Here is a 24,514-nt window from a genome sequence, read left to right as displayed (position 1 = left end):
TTCGTTTCAGATATCTGTCGCACTCGTTTCAGATATCTGTCACGTTCGTTTCAGATATCTGTCGGTTAGTAATTAGATATCATAAGCAATTACACCTTTCATTGCCATATTTTGTAATATATAAAAGATATTTATTCGGCTGAATATTAATGGGGGTTATTATCTAGTATATTCTAACCTAAACATCATTAGAATCTATTAGACAACTATGTGTTAGGGCATATTTTGCTATAACACCCTAACAAGGATTATTTGTTTACCTTCTTGTTAGGGTGTCGTATAATATCCTTATCAGGGTAGTCTATATTGTTTGCTAATATGAGCAATGAGAGATATTACTTATTAGCAGCAGGAAGTCCTTCGTATATCTGTAGCCCGAATTCATTTACATAAGCATAAACGTGTTCAAGTATATCAGATATTTTCTGTTCGAATTCTATTCCATTAGTTGTGTTCAAGAAGAATACGAGTTCTATTGGGATCCCGTTCTGTGTAGCTTCCAATTGGTGTATAAGTAAGGTTGCCGACTTATTTACATCGTTGCGTTTCTTTAAGTATTCTGCAACGTAGCGACGGAAAAGCCCAACATTCACCGTTTCGCCTTCAATCTCCTGTTGTGTTACCATATTTTTGTTTAACAAAGCTTGCTTTGCATCATCGGTCAGAATACGAATGCTACGTACATCGAAATATATTTTCTTGCAAACTTGTCGCATGCCACTATCCATCATTCCTTTCCAGTTTTTAAACGAGCCATTAACCAACGTTAGAGGCGAAACAGTAGTGTAAGTGTTATCGAACTGCCGCACTTTCACAGTGGTTAGCGTTATATCTACCACGTTACCATCTACTGGCGTACCGGGAACAGTAATCCAATCGCCCACGTGCACCATTTCGTTGCTTGTAAGACGTATACCTGCAACTAATCCCTGTATTGTATCTTGGAAAACCAACATTAAGACGGCAGAAGTTGCACCCAACCCTGCAAACAACGTCATAGGGTTCTTGTCGATTAAGATGCTAACTACAACAATAACTGCTATAAAAATAACAATGATGCGAAGAACGCCAAGAAACGAACGGAGGTATTGACTGCTTTTGCTACCTTCTTGTTGACGCAGGAAGCGCAGACGGGCTATAACTTGTAACACTAAACGGGTGGAGTTTATGGCAATATAAACAGCCGTAAGCCGTAGTAAAGTATCTTCTACAAATGGATATTGAAAGAAAACCTTTGGTAAGAGTTTCCAAATAACTACGGCAGGCACTATATTACAAGCTGTATATAGAACAGCCTTATCGAACAATATAGAATCCCACTCGATATTTGTTTTCGAAGTTAGTTTTATTACTAAAGGAACAAGCACCTTGCGGCAAAGAAAGCCTGCAAGGAATGCAAAAACGAACACAATTACTACTAACAACGCATGGCGTATTATATATGCAGCGGTGTACTCTACGTTTAGCGATACAAGTATGTGTTCTATAAACTTACTGATAGTATGCATAATGTTTAGTTTTGGTTGGTTATTTTATGTTGATTTTGTTATATACTATTGGCTCAATGCCACACATACCTTATTTTGCAAATTGCGCATTGGTCCTTGACGCATACCACCATTTACAATAATAGAGAAGCAGAGTCGATGTCCATTAGATGCAGTGAGATAGCCCGCTAACGAACTTACGCCAAACACCGTACCAGTCTTTGCGTGTACATTTCCTTGTGCTGGTGTGCCACGCATACGTTTTCTTAACGTACCGTCTATTCCAGCAATGGGGAGAGTTGGTAATAAGGTGTTATAAATATCTGGCTGACCGTAAGCAAAGCGAAGCAACTGCACTTCGAGTTCGGCACTAACATAGTTGTATAGCGAGAGTCCAGACCCATCGGCTATATTGTAGTCCGCAGGCGATAAATCTAACTTGCGTATAAGTGCGTTCACTTCTTTACGTGCCTGCTTTGCTGTGTTCCATTTGCCTCCACTGACAGCTGCCAATTGATAGAACATTGACTCAGCGTAGAGGTTATTACTTTTCTTCATCATGGTGTTCATTACCTCGCCAATGCTATGTGTACACGCTGTAATGAATGTTGCACCAGTAGATGGCAATACACGTTCGCCCATCACTCCACTGGGTTCTACTCCAATTTCGCGCAATCGACGATAAAGCGTACTAACAAAGTTATCGGTAGAGCCTAAAAGTAGTGGAAAAAGCTTTGGATTCTTATCGTCCCAACACCAGCCATTGCCCAATTCATCTCTGTCTTTAAACGACAGATCGGCATAGATATTGCCATCTATCTTCGTAATATTTAAAGCCTTAATGGCTTGTGCTATGGTGGTAATGTCGGCGTTAGACACCAATGGGTCCATACCTCCCACACAATATATGTCGCCATTAAGCACGTGTGTAGAATCGTCTATACTTCCTGTATAGTATATATTTGTACGATAGTTGTAGTTCGAACCTAATCGATACAGTGCTGCAATAGCTGTTACACACTTCATTGTTGACGCTGGGCGCATGTGTATTCGCTCGTTATACGCATAGAGTTGTTTATCGTCTGTCAAGTCCCATACCATTAAACCTATCTGCATAGTAGATGCTATATCTGTATGCAATATAGAGTTTAATCGGGTTATTATATTTTCTTGCCACGACAAACTATTATTAGTTTGAAAAGGAAGAACAGCATCTTCGCCCTCTTCATCGCTATCGTTAGGTTCTTCGGTATAATTGGTAGATGTTTGTGGTGGCACACCGTACAATATGTGTGCTACTTCCACGCTATCTATATGCACCTGTGCCTGTAGCGGAAGAGCCAACAGAACACTTAGCATTAGAACCTGAAAGTGTTTTAGTTTCATAACAAATTGTGTATTACGGTAATGAAGGCTTTACAATTATGGGGTTGTAAGCTCACCACCTTTCCATTCTTTAGTTCTATTAATACATAACTACCAATGCGAAAAGCTAAAGGAAGTTTGCTTACATTGGTTATATCTGCAATGTTTATGTATTTAGTTCTCGCTACCCTACCTTGTTTCACAATCAGTTGCTTATCTGTAATAACATAACTGGTGTGCAATGCACGATCTAAAGCTATAGTTGTGAGTACCAAGAATAACACACCCAAAACCACCAAGGCTGGATTGCTGCGATGCCAAAAACCATAGAGTGTTCCCATTAAAAACAATATAATAGCGCACCACTCTAACGGCATTACACGATGATTAAATGTTCTTATCATTATCTTCAGGGTAGTGTATGTTCATCTTATACTAATTATAATGCTGCTACAGTTTTATAGTCTCAGCATTATTGAATAAGTTTTTCTTGCTTTAATATAGCCTCAATAACCTGAGGAAAATGCTTCATTTCCAAAACGTGTTCCTTAGCTGCAATATCGTCGGGTGTATCATCGGGTGTAATAGGAGTACGAAACTGTGCAATAATTTCACCACCATCGCACACAGGGCTTACCCAATGGACGGTCATTCCAGTTTCGGTTTCGTTTGCTTTTCGTACAGCTTCATGCACATAATGCCCATACATTCCTATGCCCCCAAACTTAGGTAAGAGTGCTGGGTGTAAGTTTATCATACGATGTTGATAAGCAGAAATAAGCCAATCGGGTATCATTAGCAAGAAGCCGGCTAACACAATGAAGTCTATTCTATAGTCTGCCATAAGTTTCATAACCATCTCTTGGTTATTAAACTCAGCTTTCGGCAATACCTTTGTTGGTACATTCAGCCTTTGGGCACGTACAAGTGCATAGGCATCGGAACGATTGCTAACTACTAAAGCTATATTGGCCTGCTTATTGTTTTGGAAATACTGGATAATGTTTTCGCAATTACTGCCACTACCTGATACAAATATTGCTATGTTCACCATATTATATGTATAATGTGTTATTTACTCCTCATCGTCTTCGAAGTCGTCAAAGCCAAAGAGTGTAGGGTCTACAAATGCATCGAGCTGTCGTCTGTCTTTCTTAGTTGGTCTACCAGTACCACGTGCTCGGTCTACAAAACCACTTATTCTACTCATTTCTAAAAGTTCGTATTGCTTAGCATCGGTAACGTTTTTATATACTTCGGGAATTAGTTTTGCGCCTACACGCTTCTCGATGGTTTGCAAAACCTCGAACGAATAAGTAATAGGGGGTTTCTTAACGTTTATAATCTCTCCCACTTTTATAGTATGCGAGGGTTTTACATTAGTGCCACTAATAGTAACACGTCCATTTTTACAAGCGTCAGCAGCTATGCTTCTTGTTTTAAATATACGTGCAGCCCAAAGCCATTTGTCTATTCGTGCAACATCTGTCATTATTTCTTACCTAACTTGTTGTATTGATTCATTGTATTGTTAATGCCAGCAAGCACGAAACTTTTAATAATTTCTGTTGCAAGATCTATACTGGGTTGAAGAATTTTCATATCATCTTCAGTATATTTTCCTAATACCCAATCTACCTGCCCTCCCTTAGGATAATCGTTGCCGATACCCATTCGGAGACGTGCATAATTCTGACCAATTAGCTGCTGAATATGCCCCAAACCGTTATGCCCACCATTAGAGCCATTTGCTTTCAGCCGAAAAGCACCTAACGGTAGAGCAAGTTCGTCGGACACAACAAGCAACCGACTTTCGTCTATTTTCTCGCTGTTAAGCCAATAACGTACGGCATTGCCCGACAGGTTCATAAACGTGGTTGGCTTTAGCAATATTATCTTTCGCCCTTTAAGGGTAGTTTCTGCTATATATCCGTAACGCTTATCCTCAAAAACAATATTGGACGCCTTAGCAAAAGCGTCCAATACCATAAATCCTGTGTTGTGGCGAGTTCCCTCGTACTCACGCCCAGGGTTTCCCAAGCCACATATTAGATACTTGTCCAATATTATTTGTTTCGTTTTTAAAGTACATTCAGATAGCTCATAATAGTATATTAACATCAAGTTAATTAACTGTTCTGACTTTTAAAGACCACCGTTCAAACCGCTATTATCTGATACCCTAAAATTTCAGATATCTGTTTCGTTCATTTCAGATATCTGTTTCGTTCATTTTAGATATCTGTTTCGTTCGTCACAGATATCTGTCGCAATGGTTTTAGATATCTGTTTTATCGGTCATAGATATCTACTATTCAAATACCTTTAATTTAATGGTCAGACAGGTTCTATATGTCTATACAGAATTACTATAAATTGCTATCTAAACTTGTTATTGTCTTACTCAGCTGCACTGCCATCGCCTTCTTCGTCATCAGTAGATGCAGAAGCAACAGCATTACGAGTGTTCTTAATTGAACAAACAACAACATCTTTTGATGTTACAAGTTCAAGACCCTCGAAGCTCAAATCGCCAACTTTAATACTCTTACCAATACGAAGTTTAGTAACGTCTATATCAAGAGTCTCTGGAATTTGTGCGTATGGAGCCTTAACATCTATCTTACGAATAGACTTATTCATACGACCACCATCACGAACACCTTGTGCAAGACCAATATGTTTAACAGGAACACCCATAACAATTGGCTTAGTCTCGTTTACTTCATAGAAGTCGATATGCAGAATAGCATCAGTTGTTGGGTGGAACTGTATTTCTTTCATAATAGCCCCATGATTCTTACCATCTATATTAAGCTCTACAAGATAGATGTGCGGAGTATAAACCAATTTGCGCAACTCTGACATTGGAGCTGCAAAAGATAAAGCAACAGGTTTACCATCTGCGGTAGCTTCACCATAAAGGTTACATGGAATCATACCTTCCTTACGGAGTTCTTTTGAAGCTTTCTTTCCTGTAGCTTCACGTTTCTTACCAGAAATAAGAATTTGTTTCATTTTTTTGTTGTGTTACTCTAAATTAATTAATTATTTAATTCGCCATCACACACTGATATTGCTAAAATAACAAGTCGAGAGACCTAAAGTCTGCCGTTATCAATTTGTAAAAAGCGGTGCAAAGTTATATCTTTTCGATGGAATGTACAAATATAATAATAAAAAACAAGAAAATAATGGTATTCTCTTGCAAGTAACGAGGATTTTTTCTACATTTGCAGAACATAACAGATTCACACAAAACACAATTTTTATACGGCAATGGTAAATAGAGATTTAATAAGAATAAAGGTCGTTCAGCTAACCTACGCTTACTATCAAAATGGAGAACGCAATATTGATAAAGCTGAAAAAGAATTGCTTTTCAGTCTGTCAAAAGCGTATGGACTTTACAATTACTTGCTATCTCTCATAGTTTCAATAACACAAGAAGAGCGTCGTCGTGTAGAGATATTAACAAACAGAGCACAACGCGAAGGTACAGAAGTTCCTTCTGCTAGGTTTGCCTACAATAAATTTGCAGTACAACTGGAAGAAAACAAACAGCTAAACTTGTTTATTGAAGGACAAAAGTATCGCTGGGAAGATGATATGGAGGCTGTGAGAAAACTGTGCGATCAGATAGAAGAGAGCACTATATACAAAGAGTATATGGGAAGCGATGACGATTCGTATGATGCAGATCGTGAATTATGGCGAAAAATATATCGCACACTTATTCAAAGTAATGAAGACTTAGATGCTATTCTAGAAGAAAAGAGCTTGTATTGGAACGATGATAAAGAAATTGTAGACACATTCGTTATCAAAACTATTAAACGTTTCGATCCCGCAAACAAAGCTAATCAAGAATTGCTGCCAGAGTTTAAAGACGAAGAAGATAGAGACTTCGCTGTGAAACTCTTCCGTGCCACAATATTGAACGCCGATTCTTATCAACGATATATGAGCGAAACAAGTAGAAACTGGGATTTCTCACGTTTAGCATATATGGATGTTGTTATAATGCAAATTGCCATTGCTGAAATGCTTACATTCCCCAATATACCACTATCAGTTACAATAAACGAATATGTGGAACTTGCCAAACTTTATAGCACTCCACGAAGTGGTGGTTATATAAATGGAATGCTTGATGCTATAGCACGCTATCTTATAGAGACAGGAAAAATGTTGAAACAAATACCAGAACATAGACAGCAACAGCACAGAAACAATAACCGTTAAGAACAGTAACGAGTAAATACTCGAAAAACGGTTATACTGAAGAACTATTCCAACAAGTGGAAGCAACAAGAATAAGTAAATTCATAAGATAAACAAAAGAAATAAATAAAGTTATAATTGATAAAATATGAATACAGCTATTTTACTCGCAGCACAAGCTGCAGGAAAACAAGGAAGTCCATTACCAATGATAGTGATGATGCTTGTTATTGGAGCTATCATGTGGTTCTTTATGATTCGTCCACAACAGAAAAAACAAAAGCAAATTCGCGCATTTCAAAATGCACTTAAAGAAGGCGACTCGGTTGTTACAGGTGGCGGAATATTCGGTAAAGTAAAACACATAGATATAAACTCAAATAAAATTGATGTAGAAATTGCACGTGGTGTAGTTATCACAGTAGATAAAGGTTATGTATTTGCCGATGCAGAGGCTATGCGTATGAGCCAAAACAAATAAGCATTTGCAAATTAATAGAAGTAGATTCCATAAATGATAAATAGGAGACTACATATAATAAATATAATCAGAGGTTTCTTGTCGAAATTAATCAACAAGGAATTTCTGGTTTTTTTGTTCTTTCTTTTATTGAGTGGTCTATTTTGGCTTACGAATGTACTTGACGACTATTATGAACGCGAGTTTACAGTAGATGTTAGATTGGCAGGAATACCTAAGAATGTTGTCATAACAAGTGAAATAGATTCCATTGTCAGGGTTGTTGTGCGCGACAAAGGTTATGTTATAGCTAGCTATATGTTTGATGACGCTTTTCGCCCATTGTTCTTTGACTTTGATGCTTGTGCTCGGTCTGACAATTCTGGTGAGATCTCCACTACCGATATACAACGATTACTCGCTCTACAAATGTATTCGAGTTCGAAAATAGTAAGTGTAAAGATAAACAATCTTACTTTCTCGTATAATCACGGCAGACATAAAAAAGTTCCGGTAAGGTTTCACGGTATAGCGATTCCTACAGAAGGCTATTATCTTTCACGAACACAAACAGTTCCAGACAGTGTTATTGTCTATGCTGCAAAAGATATATTGAACAAAATTAAATATGTATCAACCGAACAATTAACAATATCGAACTTTACTGAGCCGAAAACACAACAAGTAAGGATTGCAAAGATAAAAAACGCAAAAATATTACCTAACCACGTAAAGGTAGAGTTATATCCTGATATTCTTACAGAAGAATATGTAGAAGTGCCCATTAATGCCATAAATGTTCCTGCGGATAAAACAATGCGAATATTTCCCAGCAAAGTAAAGATTAAATTTGCTGTAGGAGCACAACGATTGCGCTCTATGCCAAAGAACATAGAAACGAGAGAGCTGCTACCTGAAGGGTTCAAAGCTGTAGCAGACTATAATGAGGTGGCAGACCATAAGGCGGACAAATGCCATGTGTATCTTCAAGCTGCACCAAATGGTATACGTAATGCCTACCCCGTTGTGAATGTTGTGGACTATCTTATTGAACAAAAATGAAAGTAGCAATAACAGGTGGTATTGGTAGTGGAAAATCGTTTGTTTGCGAACGATTACAACACTTCGGCATTGATGTGTACGATTGCGATAAAGCTGCAAAAATGCTAATACACACTTCTATTGATATACAAAAGCAATTATCTGACTTAGTAGGCACGAATATATTTGTTAATGGAAAGCTACAGAAAGCAGAATTGGCTTCTTTTCTGTTACACGACAAAGCAAATACACAAGCCATAAACAATATTATTCACCCTGCTGTTGCTGCTGATTTTGAAAAGTCAGGCTACGATTATATTGAAAGTGCTATTCTCTTTGATAGCGGTTTTATAAATCGCATACATATAGATAAGGTGATTTGTGTAACAGCACCTATCAATGTTAGAATACAACGCATTGTTAATCGCGACCAGATTACTTCAGAAAGAGCCAAAGAGTGGATAAACCGACAGTTGCCACAAGACGAAGTTTTAAAGCGCAGTCAGTATGAGATAGTAAACGATGGACAACGCGATTTAGATTCACAAATACAAGCAATTATAAACAATATAGAAAAATTGAGTAAGTAATATATTTAATAAAAACATAATGAAACAAACAATTCTTTCAATTGCAGGCAAGCCTGGACTTTACAAATTGGTAAACCATGCGAAAATGAACTTAATAGTTGAGACTATTGATGAAAAGAAAAAACGTATTCCCACCTTTGCGACAGATAGAGTAACAAGCCTTTCCGACATTTCAATGTTTACAGAAGGAGACGATGTTCCTTTGTACGAAGTATTAGTAAATGTACGTGAAAAGGAAGAAGGAAAAGTATCTTCGTTCGATTGGCGTAAAGCGTCTGCAAAGCAATTGCAGAACTATTTTGCAGAAGTTCTTCCAGATTACGACCGCGACCGTGTGCATAATAGCGATATTAAGAAATTGTTACAGTGGTACGACATTTTGATTAAAGCTGGCATTTCAAACTTCGAAGAAGTGCTGAAACCTGACGGAGAGGAAGAAGTAGAAGACAACCAAGAAAGCAAAGAAGAAGAGAAGTAAGGTTTAAAACTGGACGAGGTACCTTTATTTCTTACCAACTTGCTCTTAAATAGGAATATATCAAAAAGGAGTAGCCACCACATTTTGTTTAATTAGTCTACAGGGCTTTAATTAACTACTCAGAATGTTGATGCTCTATGTAAGTTATAACGGCATACATTAATATTAAGGTAAAAGATGTAGCGATATGCAAGTTGAAACTATTCATAACACATCTGCCACTCCTTGGGTATTTCCTTTGCAGTCGAAAATAGGAGAACATATTATAAGGTATGACGGATTAACTGAATTCGCACAGGGGTCTCCACTAATAGGTAGCTTATTTGTTGATGATAAAAAAATAGGTAAAGACGATCTCTTTGGCGCCCCGTTCTTATTGAGCAACAACCATTTATATATACCGAAATATGTTCGATGCTTTTTGACATCGGGATTTATCTTGTGTAAAATAGATATTCGAACAAGACAAATAGAACATCTTAGTAAGATAAAACCATTGATATATTTACATTGTATTGATGATGGTAGAATTTTATACTCTACCGACTATATTGAGTTAAAAGAATAAATAAGTTCTCTTAGAGTTGTGATAGGTAAGTGCCTTTTACAACATACAAATAACAACGTTATCTCTGTGCGATAAGTGTAGAGGTAACGTTGTTTATTTTTGTGATAATTTTAGTATATAAGACTATTTTTTGTAACTTTGTACTATAAAACTTAAATACATTGTCATTATGGCGTCAAAAACATATAACGTTCTATTTATTGTAGCAATGTTGTTGCTTAGTAGTTGTAGCGTATTCCGTGGACTCGCACTCGATGGTCCTTCTGGTCCGGATATATATGAATATCAGAAGTTGGAACGAGACACTATTTTCAAAGGAGACAATCCGTTTTGTTTTCCACTTGCGGCATCGCATCGTTGTATAAATAGAGGTATGTATATAACTCACAAAAAGGCAGGAAATGCAGAGAAGGTGCGAATAGATTCACTCGTTGAACAATGGTTTGGAAAAGATGGGCAATTGCTTATTATTCATAACGACAGTATTGTTTACGACCAATGGACAGAGCCTTTTTATCCAGGAAAGAATGCTACCATTTTCTCTGTTTCCAAATCGTTGACGGGACTTCTTTGTGGTATTGCCGTAGACGAAGGTTATATCAAGAGCGTAGACGACTATGTAACTGATTATATTCCAGAATTGGCACAATACAATGCTACATTCAAAAAGTTACGGATTGTCCACCTACTGAATATGCAGGCTGGTTTCGATTTTTACGAGGACTATGAATTGACTCTAAAAGGTTTGTTTAAAATATTCAAGATAACTCAACTGCAATATGGGCACGACTTCACCCGAATTTTCCGACACATAAAGTTTAAAAGTCAGCCTGGCGAGAAATATGAATATAACAGTTTAACGACAGCTCTACTCTCTTGGATTATTGAACGAGCTACGGGTAAAACCTATGCGGACTATATGAGTGAGAAGGTATGGAAACCATTAGGTATGGAACGCGATGCATGGGTTACAATAGACAGCCGTAAGCATCATCACACACAAGGCTTTGGAGGTATTGCTACAAATGTATATGACCTTGCTAAGATAGGAAGATTATATTTGAATGGTGGTACGTGGAATGGGAAGCAGATTGTCAGCAAGGAGTGGATAGACAAGAGCTTAGAAAAGACTACCGAGAATAAAGGTTATCATTATTGCTGGTACCATCAGTATCGCGATAACGATGCCGATAACTCTTCTTTCTATGCGTTTGGTGTCGGACATCAATTCCTTTATATTAATCAGAAGAAGAATGTGATTATTGCCCGAATAGGAAACAACTACAATTGGATGGGGTGGGAAATGTCATTTTTCGACTCCTTGTGCGACAAATTGTTCTAAACAAAATAAGTAGTTAAAATTCTGAATATATTTTGTAGGTACTGACGAGCAAATTGTTTGTATTTACAACAATGCTATATAGTAACTTATAAATATACTGGTATGAAGAGCCTATAGAAGATAGGTTGGAGAATTATGAGCAATATTTACAAGTTACTCACGAATAGAACAGAACACCTTAGATATTGGTTACGTTCGTTTCAGATATCTGTAACGCTCTTCTCAGATATCTGTCAGTTGCGTCTCAGATATCTGTCAGTTGCGAATTAGATATCTGTCAGTTGCGAATTAGATATCATAAAAAAGCACAACCTTTAAAACTCTATTTCATTATACTTAAAAAGTATTTAGCCAGATAAGAAGTATAAATTCCCCTATTCTGTAATATTCCAATCCACATATTATTATAAAATCCTGAACACCAACATATTATCTGACAATTCATTATACTAAATTAGTTTTCATTACAATCGCATTCTTTTCCTAAGAATCTCCACTTCTTCCCTATTGAGTAGAAATAAACTCAGAAAATGGTGGTTAAATGCAATATAATGTCTATATTTGCAAACAATATATGTAAAACAAACTCATAACATGAAGAAATATATTAGAATAAGTATGCTATTGATAGGCATTTTGTTTGCCTTACCAAATCCAACCTCTGCTCAATGTCCCATAAAAGAAAAGATTATGGGAAGTGGAGAAGACGAATCTGATGCAGCAAATAATAATCACACTCTGATTATTTATTTCGACAAAACAAAGGGAAATAAGGCGCTAATGAAAGCTATTCAAAAGAAAGGCTGTGCAGTGCTGTATGAATATAAAAATTTGAATGGTATTGCAATTAAAACTCCAGACGATTGGGACATTGAAAAGGCTGTAGCCTATTTCAGTAAAGTAAAAGGCGTTACATTTGTAAACAAAGATGGTGTAAACCGGTTACACTAATAAAAAGGAGTAAGAACATATAGCGAGAAGGTCAATATGCCAATAAGAAAAAGATAATTTCTTGTTGCAAGTCTTATCGCCTCGCTTCAGTTCAGTAATTCGCTTTAAACAGCTTCGTAAAATCCTATTCACTTTAGGGAAATTCCCCTATGTGATAGGGTTTTTATTTTCAAAGAGACTTTATTTGATAGTACCTTTGCAACATCAAAGAAATAAACAAGATATGAAGAAGGTAATTGTATTAGGAGTTGCTACAATCTTCTTACTAAGTAGTTGCGACTCGAATATGGGCAGTATCTATGCAGGAGGCTCATTAGGTAGCGTACTTGGAAGTGCTATCGGTGGCATTGCAGGAGGTGCACGAGGCTCAGATATTGGTACAATTATCGGAATGGCAGGAGGAGCAGCTGCCGGAGCGGCTATAGATGCCAAAACAAAAAAGAAAAGTAGAGAGTATGCTTACGGTAATGAGCGCTTAGCGCCAGAGAACAGAAAAGATGTACAAGAGCCTTACTACCAACAACAGATAGATACAGAACAATATAACAACTTGCCACAAACTACAGACGAGAATGGGTCTGACTGTACAAATGCAGAAGATAATGGACAATATGGTTTTCAAATAGAATCTCCAAATGGTTTTACAGAAACAAATGCAAAACCAGTCTATTTCTCTAATAAGTCGAGTATTGAGCGACTCACACCGTCTACAAACGAGATGCCCAATATAGAAATTAGTAAGGTTGTCTTTGCAGATAACGATGGAAATAATATCTTAAAAAGGGGCGAGATTGGTAAAATCGCATTTGAAATACATAATAATGGAACACAAGCAATAAGCGATTTATACCCCACAATAACCGAAGCAACATATTCAGGACACTTCAGAATTAGTCCAACAACAAGAATAAATTTATTGAAACCTAGTGAGGTTGTAAGATACACAGCTACAATAATGGCTGATAACCGTATTAAGACTGGAGAATATAACTTTTTAATTACAATACTCAAAGATAATAAAAGTATAACGAAAGTGATGAATTTACGTCTGAGCACACAAAAATAAACTGACTCAATATAATATTAAATTGACTCAATACAAACATTATTTGAAAAAAGAGAGAAAAAGATATTTTAAAAATACAGAGATGAAAAGGCTCAGAATAGCTATTAAGTAACTAATAACTCAACAATGGCGCATCGAAAAACGATGCGTCTTTTTTGTTTATAACCCTGTAATGCAAATCAGAGGATTTGAGTTAATATTACTGAGAATAGAAAATATCAACCTATAACAGGTAGAACATTTTAAGCTGGTTACGCTCAATAACATTAGTCGAACCAACTACTAACGCCTTTCTTTATATTTTTAAAGAAGTTGGTCCAGCTATTCTGCTCTTTCTTTTGTGGTGTTTGACGTTTATTGTTTATAGGTTTAGAAACAGTTTTTGTATTTGAATTAGTGGTTGTTGTAGGACGTTTATTTTTATTCGGGTGCAACGAAGTCTTCACCTTACGTTCTATATTCTTGGGCTTATCGTCATTACCTTGTGCCTCCCATTCTGGAATAAACTCATAGCAAACACCAGCAAAACCATACTCAACCTCTGGTACTTTTAAGGCAGATTGCTCTGATGCAAATGGAATTTCAGTTTCTTTTGGTAATACTTCTACCTTTACATAAGCTACGCCACTAGAAATCATACCCAATTCTCGGGCTGCTGCATACGAAAGATCTACTATTCGTCCATGTGCATACGGACCACGATCGGTAACGCGTACCTCTACTTCCTTTCCATTTCTTGGGTTTGTTACTCGTAAACGCGTACCAAAAGGCAAAGTTCTATGTGCACAAGTAAAACCATTTCTATCGTAACGTTCGCCGTTACTCATTTTTCGCCCGTGTAGGCTATTACTATAATAAGAGGCTTTACCGTCCGACTGTGCAAAGCAGCTTGTCGAAACAGTAAAGCCTATTATCATTGTTACTAAAAGGTGATTTCTAGTTTTATCCATAAAAACAAATTTACATTTGTCCTCCCCTTTTCGTAACATTCTATTTCCCTCTTCCTACAAAAAGAATGTAGGAAGGGGAAAGGAGAAGACTTTTATTAAATTACGCCTTGCTCTAACATTGCTTGAGCAACCTTCATAAAGCCAGCGATATTAGCACCCTTAACATAGTCTACAGTGCCATCTGGTTGTTCACCGAACTTAACACATTGCTCGTGAATGCTCTCCATAATCCACTGTAGTTTCTCGTTTACTTCAGCAGGAGCCCAATTTAAGTGAGCAGCATTTTGTGTCATTTCAAGTCCAGAAGTAGCAACACCACCAGCATTAACCGCTTTACCAGGAGCAAAGAGTATGCCGTTCTTTTGGAAATAATGAATTGCGCCTGGTTGGCAGCCCATATTAGAAACTTCGCAGCAGCACCAGCAACCGTTAGCAACTAATTCTTTAGCATCGTCTTCGCTTAATTCATTTTGGAATGCACATGGAAGAGCAATATCTACAGGAATACTCCAAGCTTTCTTACCTGCAGTAAATTTAGCTTTACCTGGGAACTTAGTTGCCATATCTTCAACCTTATTACGGTTAGAGTTACGCATTTCGAGCATATAATCTATCATTTCAGGTGTAATTCCATCGGGTATTTCGCAAACACCATCAGGACCAGAAATTGCAACAACTTTACCACCAAGTTCAGTTGCTTTCTTTGCAGCACCCCAAGCTACATTACCGAAGCCAGAGAGAGATATCTTCTTATCTTTAATGTCTTTACCTGCTTTCTTTAAAAGATGCATTGTGAAATAAAGTGCACCAAAGCCAGTAGCTTCTGGACGGAAGAAAGAACCACCCCAAGTTATACCTTTACCTGTGAGTACACCTGTGTGGTATTGACGAGTAAGTTTTTGATACATACCATTCATATAGCCTATTTCACGACCACCAACACCTACATCGCCTGCAGGAATATCTTGATCAGGACCTATATTGTGACGAAGTTCGAGCATAAAGGCTTGGCAGAAACGCATAATTTCAGCATCTGATTTACCAACTGGATCGAAATCTGAACCACCTTTACCACCACCCATTGGCAATGTTGTAAGTGCATTCTTGAATGTTTGCTCGAAACCGAGGAACTTTAACATTGAAGGTGTAACTGCTTTGTGGAAACGCAAGCCTCCTTTGTACGGACCAATTGCGCTATTAAACTGTACACGATAGCCAAGATTAGTTTGAACCTTACCATTATCGTCAATCCATGTTACACGGAATGTAAATATACGTTCTGGTTCTACCATTCTTTCTACAATCTGGGCTTTTTCAAACTCAGGGTGTTGGTTGTAAACTTCCTCAATAGATTCGAGGACTTCTTGTACTGCCTGTAAGTACTCTGCTTCTCCTGGGTGCTTTTGTTCCAGGCTCTGCATAATCTTTTTGACTTCCATAGTAATTTTTGATAAAACGTTTATGTTAGTATTTCAAATTATCTAATTTACCGCAAATGTATTGATTTTATATTAGAGCACCAAATAAAAACTGTATCTTTTTGTATTCCTAATAATAATTTTCAATTTTATAATAACCTTATTTTAATACACACATAACTAATAAAAACACTTTTACTTACTTTATGTCATAATAATAGCTATATATATTAGCTTTATGCAATATATACTCTTATTTTACAACTTTATTGCTTACTTATGTTTTTTCTTCTCACACCATATAGAAAGTTCTTTTTTTTGCAAACAATTCCATTTAAGAATAGAAACTCTCATCTTTAAAATTATTTTATTTATCTTTGCAATATGAATAAAAGTTTGAATGAATTATACAAAAAACAAATAGTAGAACTTACACAAACTATTTATAGGTTGCGTACTAAAAGTCGTGTATTCGTTATTACCGAAATATTATCGTTTACTGTTTCCATTGCCTTTGTTGTAATGTTCACTGTTCTCAACAATGCCTCATGGACTTTAGGTGTGGCATTGTGTGTTCTATTTCTTTATTTTTATATTCGGAATTTAGACACAAAAAACGATAGAGATATTACTGATGCATTGGCTCTAAAACTTACGTACGAAAAGGAAATTGCTTACCAAGAGGGCGATTACACAAAGTTTGACGCAGGCGAACGTTACCTTCAACCTACTCACCCTTTTACTTTCGACCTTGACATATTTGGACAAGGTTCGCTATTTCAACGAATAAATAGAACTATTTCGTTGGGAGGAAGCGACTATTTGGCAGAATGTTTAGCAGGAAAATGGGAAACTCTCTCTACAACAGAACTTCTAAAAAACATAAAACAGCGCGCAGAAGCCATAGAAGAACTCGCAAAAAACGAACCTTTTCTATCACAATTCAAAGCACAAGGCATAGAAAAAACTATAGATACCACAGCAATTCGCAAAGCTTTTAGCAGCATTCACACATTGCAAATACCTTCCTACTTTGCCAATCGCACCTTTAGAACACTTATTTATGCCAATCTTACAGGCTTTTACCTTAGTATATTTCTATCTATCGCCAATTTTGTTCCTACATTTCTTCCAATATGGTGGGGTATATTCAACTTTTTTCTTGCTACATTTTGTTGCCATAAATATATAAAATTGGTGAACGAAGTAATATCTAAACTAAAAAATCAGGTGCACGGATACGTGAATATGGCTACATTAATAGATAAACAATCGTTTACAGCTACACATTTATGCGAATTGAAAAACAATCTATCGGGCGCAATGGAATCGTTCGGACAATTAGAACGCATTCTTCAGAAAATTGACAATAGAAGCAACGAAATTGGTATTGTACTTTTCAACTGTTTTGGTTTGCTCGACATTACCATTATTCGTCATTTTTTGCGTTGGCAACATACATACGAACCTATTACCGACCAATGGATTTATGCATCGAGTACTTTCGATGCACTTGTTTCAATGGCTACATTCCGCCTCAACGAAGACAAAGCACAACAAGCTACAATTGTTAATAGCAACAAAGTAAGCTACAAAGCACGCAACATTTACCACCCCTTCTTGGGCGAAAAGGCTATACGCAACAACTTCGATATTCAAAACCATGAATATTACATTATAACGGGAGCAAATATGGCTGGAAAAAGCACCTTTTTGCGAACATTGGGGGTAAACTATATTCTCGCAATGAACGGATTACCAGTATTTGCCGAAGAAATGTGCGTATCAGTATTCCGACTTTTTACTAATATGCGCACAACTGACGATTTAACACACGGCATAAGTTATTTCAATGCCGAACTGCTTCGTTTAAAACAACTCATTGCAAGTTTAGACCCTAATGTTCCAAGCTTAATAATACTCGACGAGATATTGAAAGGTACAAATTCGTTAGACAAACTAAATGGTTCACGACTATTCTTAGAGTATATTTCTAAACGAAACGTTACAGGAGTTATAGCTACTCACGATTTAGAACTTTCTAAACTCGAAGACGAAAACCCACAACGATTCCATAATTATTCGTTCGAAATAGAACTTGGCACTAATGTTACCTATACATATAAAATAGGTAGAGGAGTTGCAAAAAACCAAAATGCAACTTTCTTATTAAAACAAATACTCGCTTAACTATCTTTTAAAAATTACTCTCACTGCAATCACAAACATACAATTTTATAAGGAGTGAATTTCTAATTAGAAAATAAAAAAACATAATTAGAAAATTAAAAAACATAATTACAATTCTCATCACTTCTAATAAAAACTTTTTTTGGACATAAACTAAAAAACTAAAAATATATCTCCCCAAACTCCATTATTACAATATCTGAATACTTTATGTTCCTATCTATACATAATTTTAATTTAGAAATAACCAACACCCCACAACAATAAGTCGGAATAATACCCTTACAACCTAAAAGTAAAAAGAAGTGCCCCATACCACTATCAGCATATTAAAATTATAACAAAATATTTCTGCTCCCAGAAACTTACGTAACAGTAGCTAAATGGTAACCCAATTCAACGTACTTTCATATTTTATATTCACTTGTTTTTTAAGCCGATCCACATCCATTTTAATAGACAAAAGAAATAATGAAAAATAAAAACAACTACTATACACATAGCAAACTTTTACCATTGCATAAAATAAGCCTTCAAATAGTTATTCCTAAAGAAAGGCATCTTTATTTCTCTATTTTTTTTATAACTTTGCGCTTAAAAAGAAGTTGTTATTGTACAAGTAGAAGAATTTTATTCATGCAAATAGAGATACTTTCTTCTATTTTGATCCACCATATCATCCATTGAGTAATACATCTAGTTTCAATGATTATACAAAAGAACCATTTAACGATGATGCACAAATTCGTTTAAAGAAATTTTGCGACAGAGTTAATAACGCAGGCTATAAATTTATGCCCAGTAATTCTGATTGTAAGGGAAAAAACGAAGACGATAACTTCTTTGATATTCTGTATAGTACATATAAAATAGAAAGAGTTTGAGCTTCTAAGAGTATCAATTCTAATCCAAGTAAAAGGGAAAACTAACAGAAATATTGGTACATAACTATTTACAAACCCCAAAAAAATATCAATACAATAAAATCTCATATTTGAAACAAAGTATGTAGCAAAAAAAGATAACATCAAGTTGAGTAATTATATGTTGAATAGCCTTATTGGTACAACAACGTTTCGTAAGAATATAGAAACGATTTAAAAACGTAATAAAACAGCTTTAGTATTATGAACATTGTATTGTAGTTCGTAGTGAAGAAAAGAAGAAAAAATCTCAATTTATTAAATAGTAATCCTTAAATAAGGAATCTTTTTAGATGCAAATATCATTTGTAATAAAAATAAATATAAAACAAAAAGTAGTATTTTATCTATGAAATTTAGATAAAATAATAGGTATATTATCTTTATTGAAAGAATATAAAGAAAAAAGTGTACTGTTATTATTTTTTAAAGCAACAAATAAAAACGAATTAAAAATTTGGTAGTTAAATTATTTATATATACCTTTGCACCCGCTTACGATAAGTAAGGGCGTTTAGCTCAGTTGGTTTAGAGCATCTGCCTTACAAGCAGAGGGTCGGCGGTTCGAATCCGTCAACGCCCACAGGGGTGTTCCCTGTAGTCTTTCGGGGTTGCGGGGAGTTTTTAAAGGGCGTTTAGCTCAGTTGGTTTAGAGCATCTGCCTTACAAGCAGAGGGTCGGCGGTTCGAATCCGTCAACGCCCACAGGGGTGTTCCCTGTAGTCTTTCGGGGTTGCGGGGAGTTTTTAAAGGGCGTTTAGCTCAGTTGGTTTAGAGCATCTGCCTTACAAGCAGAGGGTCGGCGGTTCGAATCCGTCAACGCCCACAGCATAAATATAGAGCTTTACAACTTTTTAGTTGTGGAGCTTTTTTGTTTTTATAAGCAACCTTTAACCTTTAAATTACAAAGATTATAGCGATTTATTGCTCCCGTCTCAATTTTAAATACTAAATTTGCAAGTAAATTAAAAATAGTTTTATGGTTCTTGATATTTTAACAGCCATATCGCCAGTTGATGGACGTTATAGAGGCAAAACTGCGAAACTCGCAGATTATTTCTCAGAATTCGCACTCATACGATATAGAGTACGTGTAGAAATTGAATACTTCATATCTTTGTGTGAACTACCTTTACCACAATTAGCTACGTTCAATAAACAGGTGTTCGAGAACTTGCGCAACATCTATAAGAACTTTACAGAAGAAGATGCAGCAAGGGTAAAGGAAATAGAAAGTATTACGAACCACGATGTAAAAGCCGTTGAATATTTTATAAAAGAAGAGTTCGACAAGATTGGCGGACTTGATGCGTATAAAGAGTTTATACACTTTGGTCTTACATCACAAGACATCAACAATACGAGTGTACCTTTATCTATGCTTGAAGCATTGAAAGAGGTCTATTATCCACAAGTAGAAGAACTTATTGCACAACTTCAACAATATGCCGAAGAATGGAAAGATGTTCCTATGTTAGCTAAAACACATGGACAACCAGCCTCTCCTACTCGGTTAGGTAAAGAGATAGAAGTTTTTGTATATCGCTTGCAAGAACAGCTTGCAGGTTTAAAAGCTTGTAAACTTACTGCAAAGTTCGGTGGTGCAACAGGAAACTTTAATGCACACCATATAGCTTATCCAGAATACGACTGGAAAACATTCGGCAATAAGTTCGTAAATAATTATTTGGGCTTGCAGCGTGAACAATGGACAACTCAGATAAGTAACTACGATCATCTTGGAAGCATATTTGATGCAATGCGCAGAATCAATACAATTATAATTGATTTAGACCGAGACTTCTGGCTGTACATATCTATGGAATATTTTAAACAAAAAATCAAAGCAGGTGAAGTAGGTTCAAGCGCAATGCCGCATAAGGTAAATCCAATAGACTTTGAAAACAGCGAAGGCAATCTTGGAATAGCAAATGCCATATTACAGTTCCTCGCACAGAAACTCCCTGTAAGCCGTTTACAACGCGACTTAACCGATTCTACAGTATTGCGCAACATTGGCGTACCGTTTGGACATAGCATTATATCTATCCAAAGTACATTAAAAGGTCTTCGCAAACTCATATTGAATCAAGAAAAGCTAAATGCCGATTTAGAAAATACATGGGCTGTAGTAGCAGAAGCTATACAAACTATACTGCGTCGTGAAGCTTACCCACATCCATACGAAGCTTTAAAAGCATTAACACGTACAAATGCTCACATGACAGCTGAGACTATTCACGATTTTATTCAAACATTGAATGTGAGCGACAAGGTGAAGGCTGAATTAATGGCTATCACACCACTCAATTACACCGGCATATAAACAAATAAGATATTAATAAATTGCACATTATATATATATACAACGGAATTAGAAACAAAACTTAAACACAAATATAGTTAGTTTTCGACCGTGAGGTTAAGTATTATTCAAAACAAAAGAAATTCAAATTATGGCAGAAGAATTCGAGAAGAAAGAAAATCAATCTGGACAAGCTGAAGACATCAGAGAAAACAGTTCAACTACCGAACAAGGAAGTTATTATGAAAGAAGCTACCACAGCACAGGACGTCCACAACGTCCTCGTATTCAAGCACAACGTGCCTATGGAATAAACCGTGAAGACAACAAAGAGGAAGGATTCCGTCCTGAAGGCTTCGGTTCTAATCTACAAGGAGGCGGTTTAGCTGATCGTAAAACAAACTATCGACCACGTACCAACAATTATGGCAATAGCTATCAAAGTCGTCAGCAACAAGGAAGCTACCGACCACGCTATAATAATAATGGTGAAGATGGCGGTTATCAGAATCGTAATGGGTATCAAAACCGACCAAACAATTACCAAAATCGTGGTGGATATCGCCCACATTACAATATGAATGAAGGTGAGGAAGGCGGTTATCAAAGTCGCCCAACACAGAATTCATACCGTCCACGCTATAATAATGGTGAAGATGGCGGATATCAGAATCGTGGTGGATATCAAAACCGTGGTGGATATCAAAACCGTCAAGGTGGATATAACAACCGTGGTGGATATAACAACAACCATCAAGGGGGATACAATAACAATCGTCAGGGTGGATACCAAAACCGTCAGGGTGGATATCAAAACCGTCAAGGTGGATATGGACAACAAGGTGGGTATCGTCAGCACAATGCCGACTATGATCCAAATGCAAAATATTCATTCAAAAAACGTATAGAATACAAAGAAGAGAATATAGACCCAAATGAGCCATTGCGCTTAAATAAGTATCTTGCTAATGCAGGTGTTTGTTCACGCCGTGAAGCCGATGAATACATACAAGCAGGTGCTGTAACTGTAAATGGTGAAGTTGTTAAAGAGTTGGGAACAAAAATTTTGCGTTCTGACGAGGTTAAATTCAAAGACCAACCAGTTAGACTCGAAAAGAAAGTATATGTTCTCTTAAATAAGCCTAAGGATTATGTAACTACAAGCGATGATCCACAACAACGTAAAACTGTTATGGACCTTGTTAAAGGTATTTGTCCTGAACGCATATATCCAGTAGGACGACTCGACCGTAATACAACAGGTGTATTGTTGCTAACTAACGATGGTGATATAGCAAGCAAGCTTACACACCCTAAATTCTTAAAGAAGAAGGTTTACCATGTATTCTTAGATAAGCCAGTAACTCCACAGACACTTCAGCAAATATCTGATGGTATTCAGCTCGAAGATGGAGAAATAAAGGCTGATGCTATTGAATATGCTGACGATCGCGATCAAAGTCAAGTAGGAATAGAAATACATAGTGGCAAGAATCGCATTGTTCGTCGCATCTTTGAAAGTCTTGGCTACCGCGTTGTAAAGCTCGATCGTGTTCAATTTGCTGGTCTTACAAAGAAAAATCTCCGCAGAGGCGATTGGCGTTATCTCACCGAACAAGAGGTAGATATGCTTCGTATGGGAGCTTTTGAATAATAAAAGAACAAACTCCTCGTACACAACTGCTATATGAAGCATATTGTGTATGAGGATTTTTCGTAATAAAGAAATAACAATGAAAAGAACGAAAGTCGTCGATGCTTTAAGTTGCACCGACTTTGGAAATGATATTAATGTTAGAGGGTGGGTACGTTCTCATCGTAACAGTAAAGCTGTCGATTTCATTGCGTTGAACGACGGTTCTACCATTAAGAATATCCAGGTGGTTGTAGACCCATCTACAATAAATGCAGACATACTCAAAAATATAACAACAGGCGCATGTATCAGTGTAATAGGTACACTTGTAGAGAGCCAGGGTAAGGGACAAACATCTGAAATTCAGTGTAAAGAGATTGAAATTTATGGTCTTTGTCCAAGCGATTACCCTATGCAAAAGAAGGGGCAGAGCTTTGAGTATATGCGTAAGTACGCTCACTTACGCCTTCGCACAAATACATTCGGAGCTGTTTTTCGCATTCGTCATAACATGGCAATGGCAATTCACCAGTATTTCCACGAGCATGGTTTCTACTATTTCCATACACCGCTTATTACAGGTAGCGATGCTGAAGGTGCGGGAAATATGTTTCAAGTTACCACGCTCGATTTAGACCGTGTGGCAAAATCGAATGAAGTGGATTACAGTGCCGACTTCTTTGGCAAAAAAACGCATCTCACTGTTTCTGGACAATTGGAGGGCGAGCTCGGAGCAACATCACTTGGAGCCATCTATACATTTGGTCCTACATTCCGCGCAGAAAACTCTAATACACCAAGACACTTAGCTGAGTTTTGGATGGTAGAGCCAGAAGTGGCTTTTATAGACCAACAAGAGTTGATGGACTTAGAAGAAGACTTCATTAAATACTGTGTTCGTTGGGCGTTAGAGCACTGTAAGGACGATCTTGAGTTCCTGAACCAAATGATAGATAAGGAACTTATTGCTCGTCTCGAAGGTGTGTTAAAAGAAACTTTCGTGCGTCTTACCTACACAGAAGGCTTTAATATATTGAAGAAAGCACAAGAAGATGGAATAAAATTTGAATTCCCTATAACCGAATGGGGAATGGACTTAAGTAGTGAACACGAACGCTACTTAGTGGAAGAACACTTTAAACGTCCAGTAATTATGACCGACTATCCAAGTCAGATTAAATCGTTCTATATGAAGAAGAATGCTGACGGAAAAACTATGCAAGGTACTGACGTACTCTTCCCACGCATTGGCGAAATTATCGGAGGTTCTGTTCGTGAAGAAAGCTACGATAAGCTGCTCGAAGAAATACACATTCGTGGTATGAAAGAAGAAGTTTACGATTGGTATCTCGACACTCGTAAGTATGGAACGTGTCCACACGGTGGATTCGGTCTCGGTTTCGAACGTCTAATTCTCTTCGTTACTGGAATGCAAAATATTCGCGATGTAATTCCATTTGCACGTACACCAAAGAATGCAGAATTCTAAAAATAAAACCAAAAGGCGACTATCAACAAACA

The 24,514-nt window shown here is 36.8% G+C and carries 22 protein-coding genes, 3 tRNA genes and 1 pseudogene; 17 read left to right on the top strand and 9 right to left on the bottom strand.

Features of this window, described 5'->3' with window-relative positions; all coding sequences use genetic code 11:
- Positions 1 to 335: 335 nt before the first annotated feature.
- From DX009_RS03155 to DX009_RS03125, 7 genes are all read right to left on the bottom strand, one after another.
- Positions 336 to 1,508, bottom strand: coding sequence for a mechanosensitive ion channel family protein (locus DX009_RS03155; protein WP_115082978.1), 1,173 nt, complete (start codon positions 1,506 to 1,508; stop codon positions 336 to 338).
- 45 nt (positions 1,509 to 1,553) lie between these two features.
- Positions 1,554 to 2,873, bottom strand: coding sequence for a D-alanyl-D-alanine carboxypeptidase/D-alanyl-D-alanine endopeptidase (gene dacB, locus DX009_RS03150; protein WP_115082977.1), 1,320 nt, complete (start codon positions 2,871 to 2,873; stop codon positions 1,554 to 1,556).
- The gene (locus DX009_RS03145) at positions 2,870 to 3,256 is read right to left on the bottom strand and encodes a PH domain-containing protein (protein ID WP_245944572.1); all 387 of its coding nucleotides are present in this window, start codon (positions 3,254 to 3,256) and stop codon (positions 2,870 to 2,872) included. Before DX009_RS03145 ends, dacB begins: the two co-directional genes overlap by 4 nt.
- 68 nt (positions 3,257 to 3,324) lie before the next feature.
- On the bottom strand, positions 3,325 to 3,906 hold the full coding sequence (purN, locus tag DX009_RS03140) for a phosphoribosylglycinamide formyltransferase (RefSeq protein ID WP_115082976.1): 582 nt from the start codon (positions 3,904 to 3,906) through the stop codon (positions 3,325 to 3,327).
- A 21-nt stretch (positions 3,907 to 3,927) separates the two neighbouring features.
- Positions 3,928 to 4,344 (bottom strand): RNA-binding S4 domain-containing protein, encoded by a 417-nt coding sequence (locus DX009_RS03135; protein WP_115082975.1) that lies wholly within the window; start codon positions 4,342 to 4,344, stop codon positions 3,928 to 3,930.
- A complete protein-coding gene (gene pth / locus DX009_RS03130; protein WP_040595659.1) occupies positions 4,344 to 4,916 on the bottom strand; it encodes an aminoacyl-tRNA hydrolase in 573 nt (190 codons plus the stop codon). Before pth ends, DX009_RS03135 begins: the two co-directional genes overlap by 1 nt.
- A 336-nt stretch (positions 4,917 to 5,252) precedes the next feature.
- Positions 5,253 to 5,870, bottom strand: coding sequence for a 50S ribosomal protein L25/general stress protein Ctc (locus DX009_RS03125; RefSeq protein WP_006045429.1), 618 nt, complete (start codon positions 5,868 to 5,870; stop codon positions 5,253 to 5,255).
- Positions 5,871 to 6,131: 261 nt separating this feature from the next.
- On the opposite strand from DX009_RS03125, the gene nusB reads away from it, so the two are divergent.
- The 9 genes from nusB (at position 6,132) to DX009_RS03080 (ending at position 13,572) form a co-directional block, all read left to right on the top strand.
- Positions 6,132 to 7,097, top strand: a complete 966-nt coding sequence (gene nusB, locus DX009_RS03120; protein ID WP_006045431.1) for a transcription antitermination factor NusB — start codon at positions 6,132 to 6,134, stop codon at positions 7,095 to 7,097.
- Between the two features lie 127 nt (positions 7,098 to 7,224).
- Positions 7,225 to 7,557 carry a preprotein translocase subunit YajC gene (yajC, locus tag DX009_RS03115; protein ID WP_115082974.1) on the top strand — a complete coding sequence of 111 codons (333 nt, stop codon included), beginning with the start codon at positions 7,225 to 7,227 and terminating at the stop codon, positions 7,555 to 7,557.
- Positions 7,558 to 7,590: 33 nt separating this feature from the next.
- Positions 7,591 to 8,598: a CdaR family protein gene (locus DX009_RS03110; RefSeq protein ID WP_115082973.1), complete on the top strand. Its 1,008-nt coding sequence runs from the start codon at positions 7,591 to 7,593 to the stop codon at positions 8,596 to 8,598.
- Positions 8,595 to 9,167, top strand: a complete 573-nt coding sequence (gene coaE, locus DX009_RS03105; protein ID WP_115082972.1) for a dephospho-CoA kinase — start codon at positions 8,595 to 8,597, stop codon at positions 9,165 to 9,167. Before DX009_RS03110 ends, coaE begins: the two co-directional genes overlap by 4 nt.
- Positions 9,168 to 9,186: 19 nt before the next feature.
- Complete coding sequence (locus DX009_RS03100) at positions 9,187 to 9,645, top strand: DUF5606 family protein (RefSeq protein ID WP_006045435.1); 459 nt, start codon at positions 9,187 to 9,189, stop codon at positions 9,643 to 9,645.
- A gap of 187 nt (positions 9,646 to 9,832) precedes the next feature.
- On the top strand, positions 9,833 to 10,213 hold the full coding sequence (locus DX009_RS03095; RefSeq protein ID WP_115082971.1) for a hypothetical protein: 381 nt from the start codon (positions 9,833 to 9,835) through the stop codon (positions 10,211 to 10,213).
- 169 nt (positions 10,214 to 10,382) lie between these two features.
- Positions 10,383 to 11,555, top strand: a complete 1,173-nt coding sequence (locus DX009_RS03090; protein ID WP_115082970.1) for a serine hydrolase domain-containing protein — start codon at positions 10,383 to 10,385, stop codon at positions 11,553 to 11,555.
- Positions 11,556 to 12,149: 594 nt separating this feature from the next.
- Positions 12,150 to 12,506, top strand: coding sequence for a hypothetical protein (locus DX009_RS03085; RefSeq protein ID WP_006045438.1), 357 nt, complete (start codon positions 12,150 to 12,152; stop codon positions 12,504 to 12,506).
- Between the two features lie 223 nt (positions 12,507 to 12,729).
- Complete coding sequence (locus DX009_RS03080) at positions 12,730 to 13,572, top strand: hypothetical protein (RefSeq protein ID WP_115082969.1); 843 nt, start codon at positions 12,730 to 12,732, stop codon at positions 13,570 to 13,572.
- A 266-nt stretch (positions 13,573 to 13,838) separates the two neighbouring features.
- Here the strand turns inward: DX009_RS03080 and DX009_RS03075 are convergent, their stop codons facing one another.
- Entirely contained in the window at positions 13,839 to 14,522 is a 684-nt protein-coding gene (locus tag DX009_RS03075; RefSeq protein ID WP_040595660.1) for a septal ring lytic transglycosylase RlpA family protein, read from the bottom strand.
- Positions 14,523 to 14,617: 95 nt separating this feature from the next.
- The gene (gene gdhA / locus DX009_RS03070; protein WP_115082968.1) at positions 14,618 to 15,961 is read right to left on the bottom strand and encodes an NADP-specific glutamate dehydrogenase; all 1,344 of its coding nucleotides are present in this window, start codon (positions 15,959 to 15,961) and stop codon (positions 14,618 to 14,620) included.
- 363 nt (positions 15,962 to 16,324) lie between these two features.
- On the opposite strand from gdhA, the gene DX009_RS03065 reads away from it, so the two are divergent.
- The 8 genes and pseudogenes from DX009_RS03065 to asnS all read left to right on the top strand — a co-directional run bounded on the left by DX009_RS03065 (position 16,325) and on the right by asnS (position 24,482).
- The gene (locus tag DX009_RS03065) at positions 16,325 to 18,130 is read left to right on the top strand and encodes a MutS-related protein (protein WP_115082967.1); all 1,806 of its coding nucleotides are present in this window, start codon (positions 16,325 to 16,327) and stop codon (positions 18,128 to 18,130) included.
- Between the two features lie 647 nt (positions 18,131 to 18,777).
- A pseudogene (locus DX009_RS13810) lies at positions 18,778 to 19,142 on the top strand (DNA adenine methylase); the annotation flags it as partial.
- A 419-nt stretch (positions 19,143 to 19,561) separates the two neighbouring features.
- A tRNA-Val gene (locus DX009_RS03055) sits at positions 19,562 to 19,636 on the top strand.
- Positions 19,637 to 19,682: 46 nt separating this feature from the next.
- Positions 19,683 to 19,757: transfer RNA gene (locus DX009_RS03050), tRNA-Val, on the top strand.
- Positions 19,758 to 19,803: 46 nt separating this feature from the next.
- A tRNA-Val gene (locus DX009_RS03045) sits at positions 19,804 to 19,878 on the top strand.
- 153 nt (positions 19,879 to 20,031) lie between these two features.
- A complete protein-coding gene (purB, locus tag DX009_RS03040) occupies positions 20,032 to 21,378 on the top strand; it encodes an adenylosuccinate lyase (protein ID WP_115082966.1) in 1,347 nt (448 codons plus the stop codon).
- Between the two features lie 130 nt (positions 21,379 to 21,508).
- Positions 21,509 to 23,011, top strand: coding sequence for a pseudouridine synthase (locus tag DX009_RS03035; protein WP_006045445.1), 1,503 nt, complete (start codon positions 21,509 to 21,511; stop codon positions 23,009 to 23,011).
- A 79-nt stretch (positions 23,012 to 23,090) separates the two neighbouring features.
- The gene (asnS, locus tag DX009_RS03030; protein WP_040595661.1) at positions 23,091 to 24,482 is read left to right on the top strand and encodes an asparagine--tRNA ligase; all 1,392 of its coding nucleotides are present in this window, start codon (positions 23,091 to 23,093) and stop codon (positions 24,480 to 24,482) included.
- The last annotated feature ends 32 nt before the right edge of the window (positions 24,483 to 24,514 follow it).

It is taken from the genome of Prevotella pallens, assembly GCF_900454935.1.
In the GTDB taxonomy this organism is placed as follows: Bacteria; Bacteroidota; Bacteroidia; order Bacteroidales; family Bacteroidaceae; genus Prevotella; species Prevotella pallens.
Note: the sequence above shows the minus strand (reverse complement) of the source record. Positions and strands in the feature narration are given on the sequence as shown.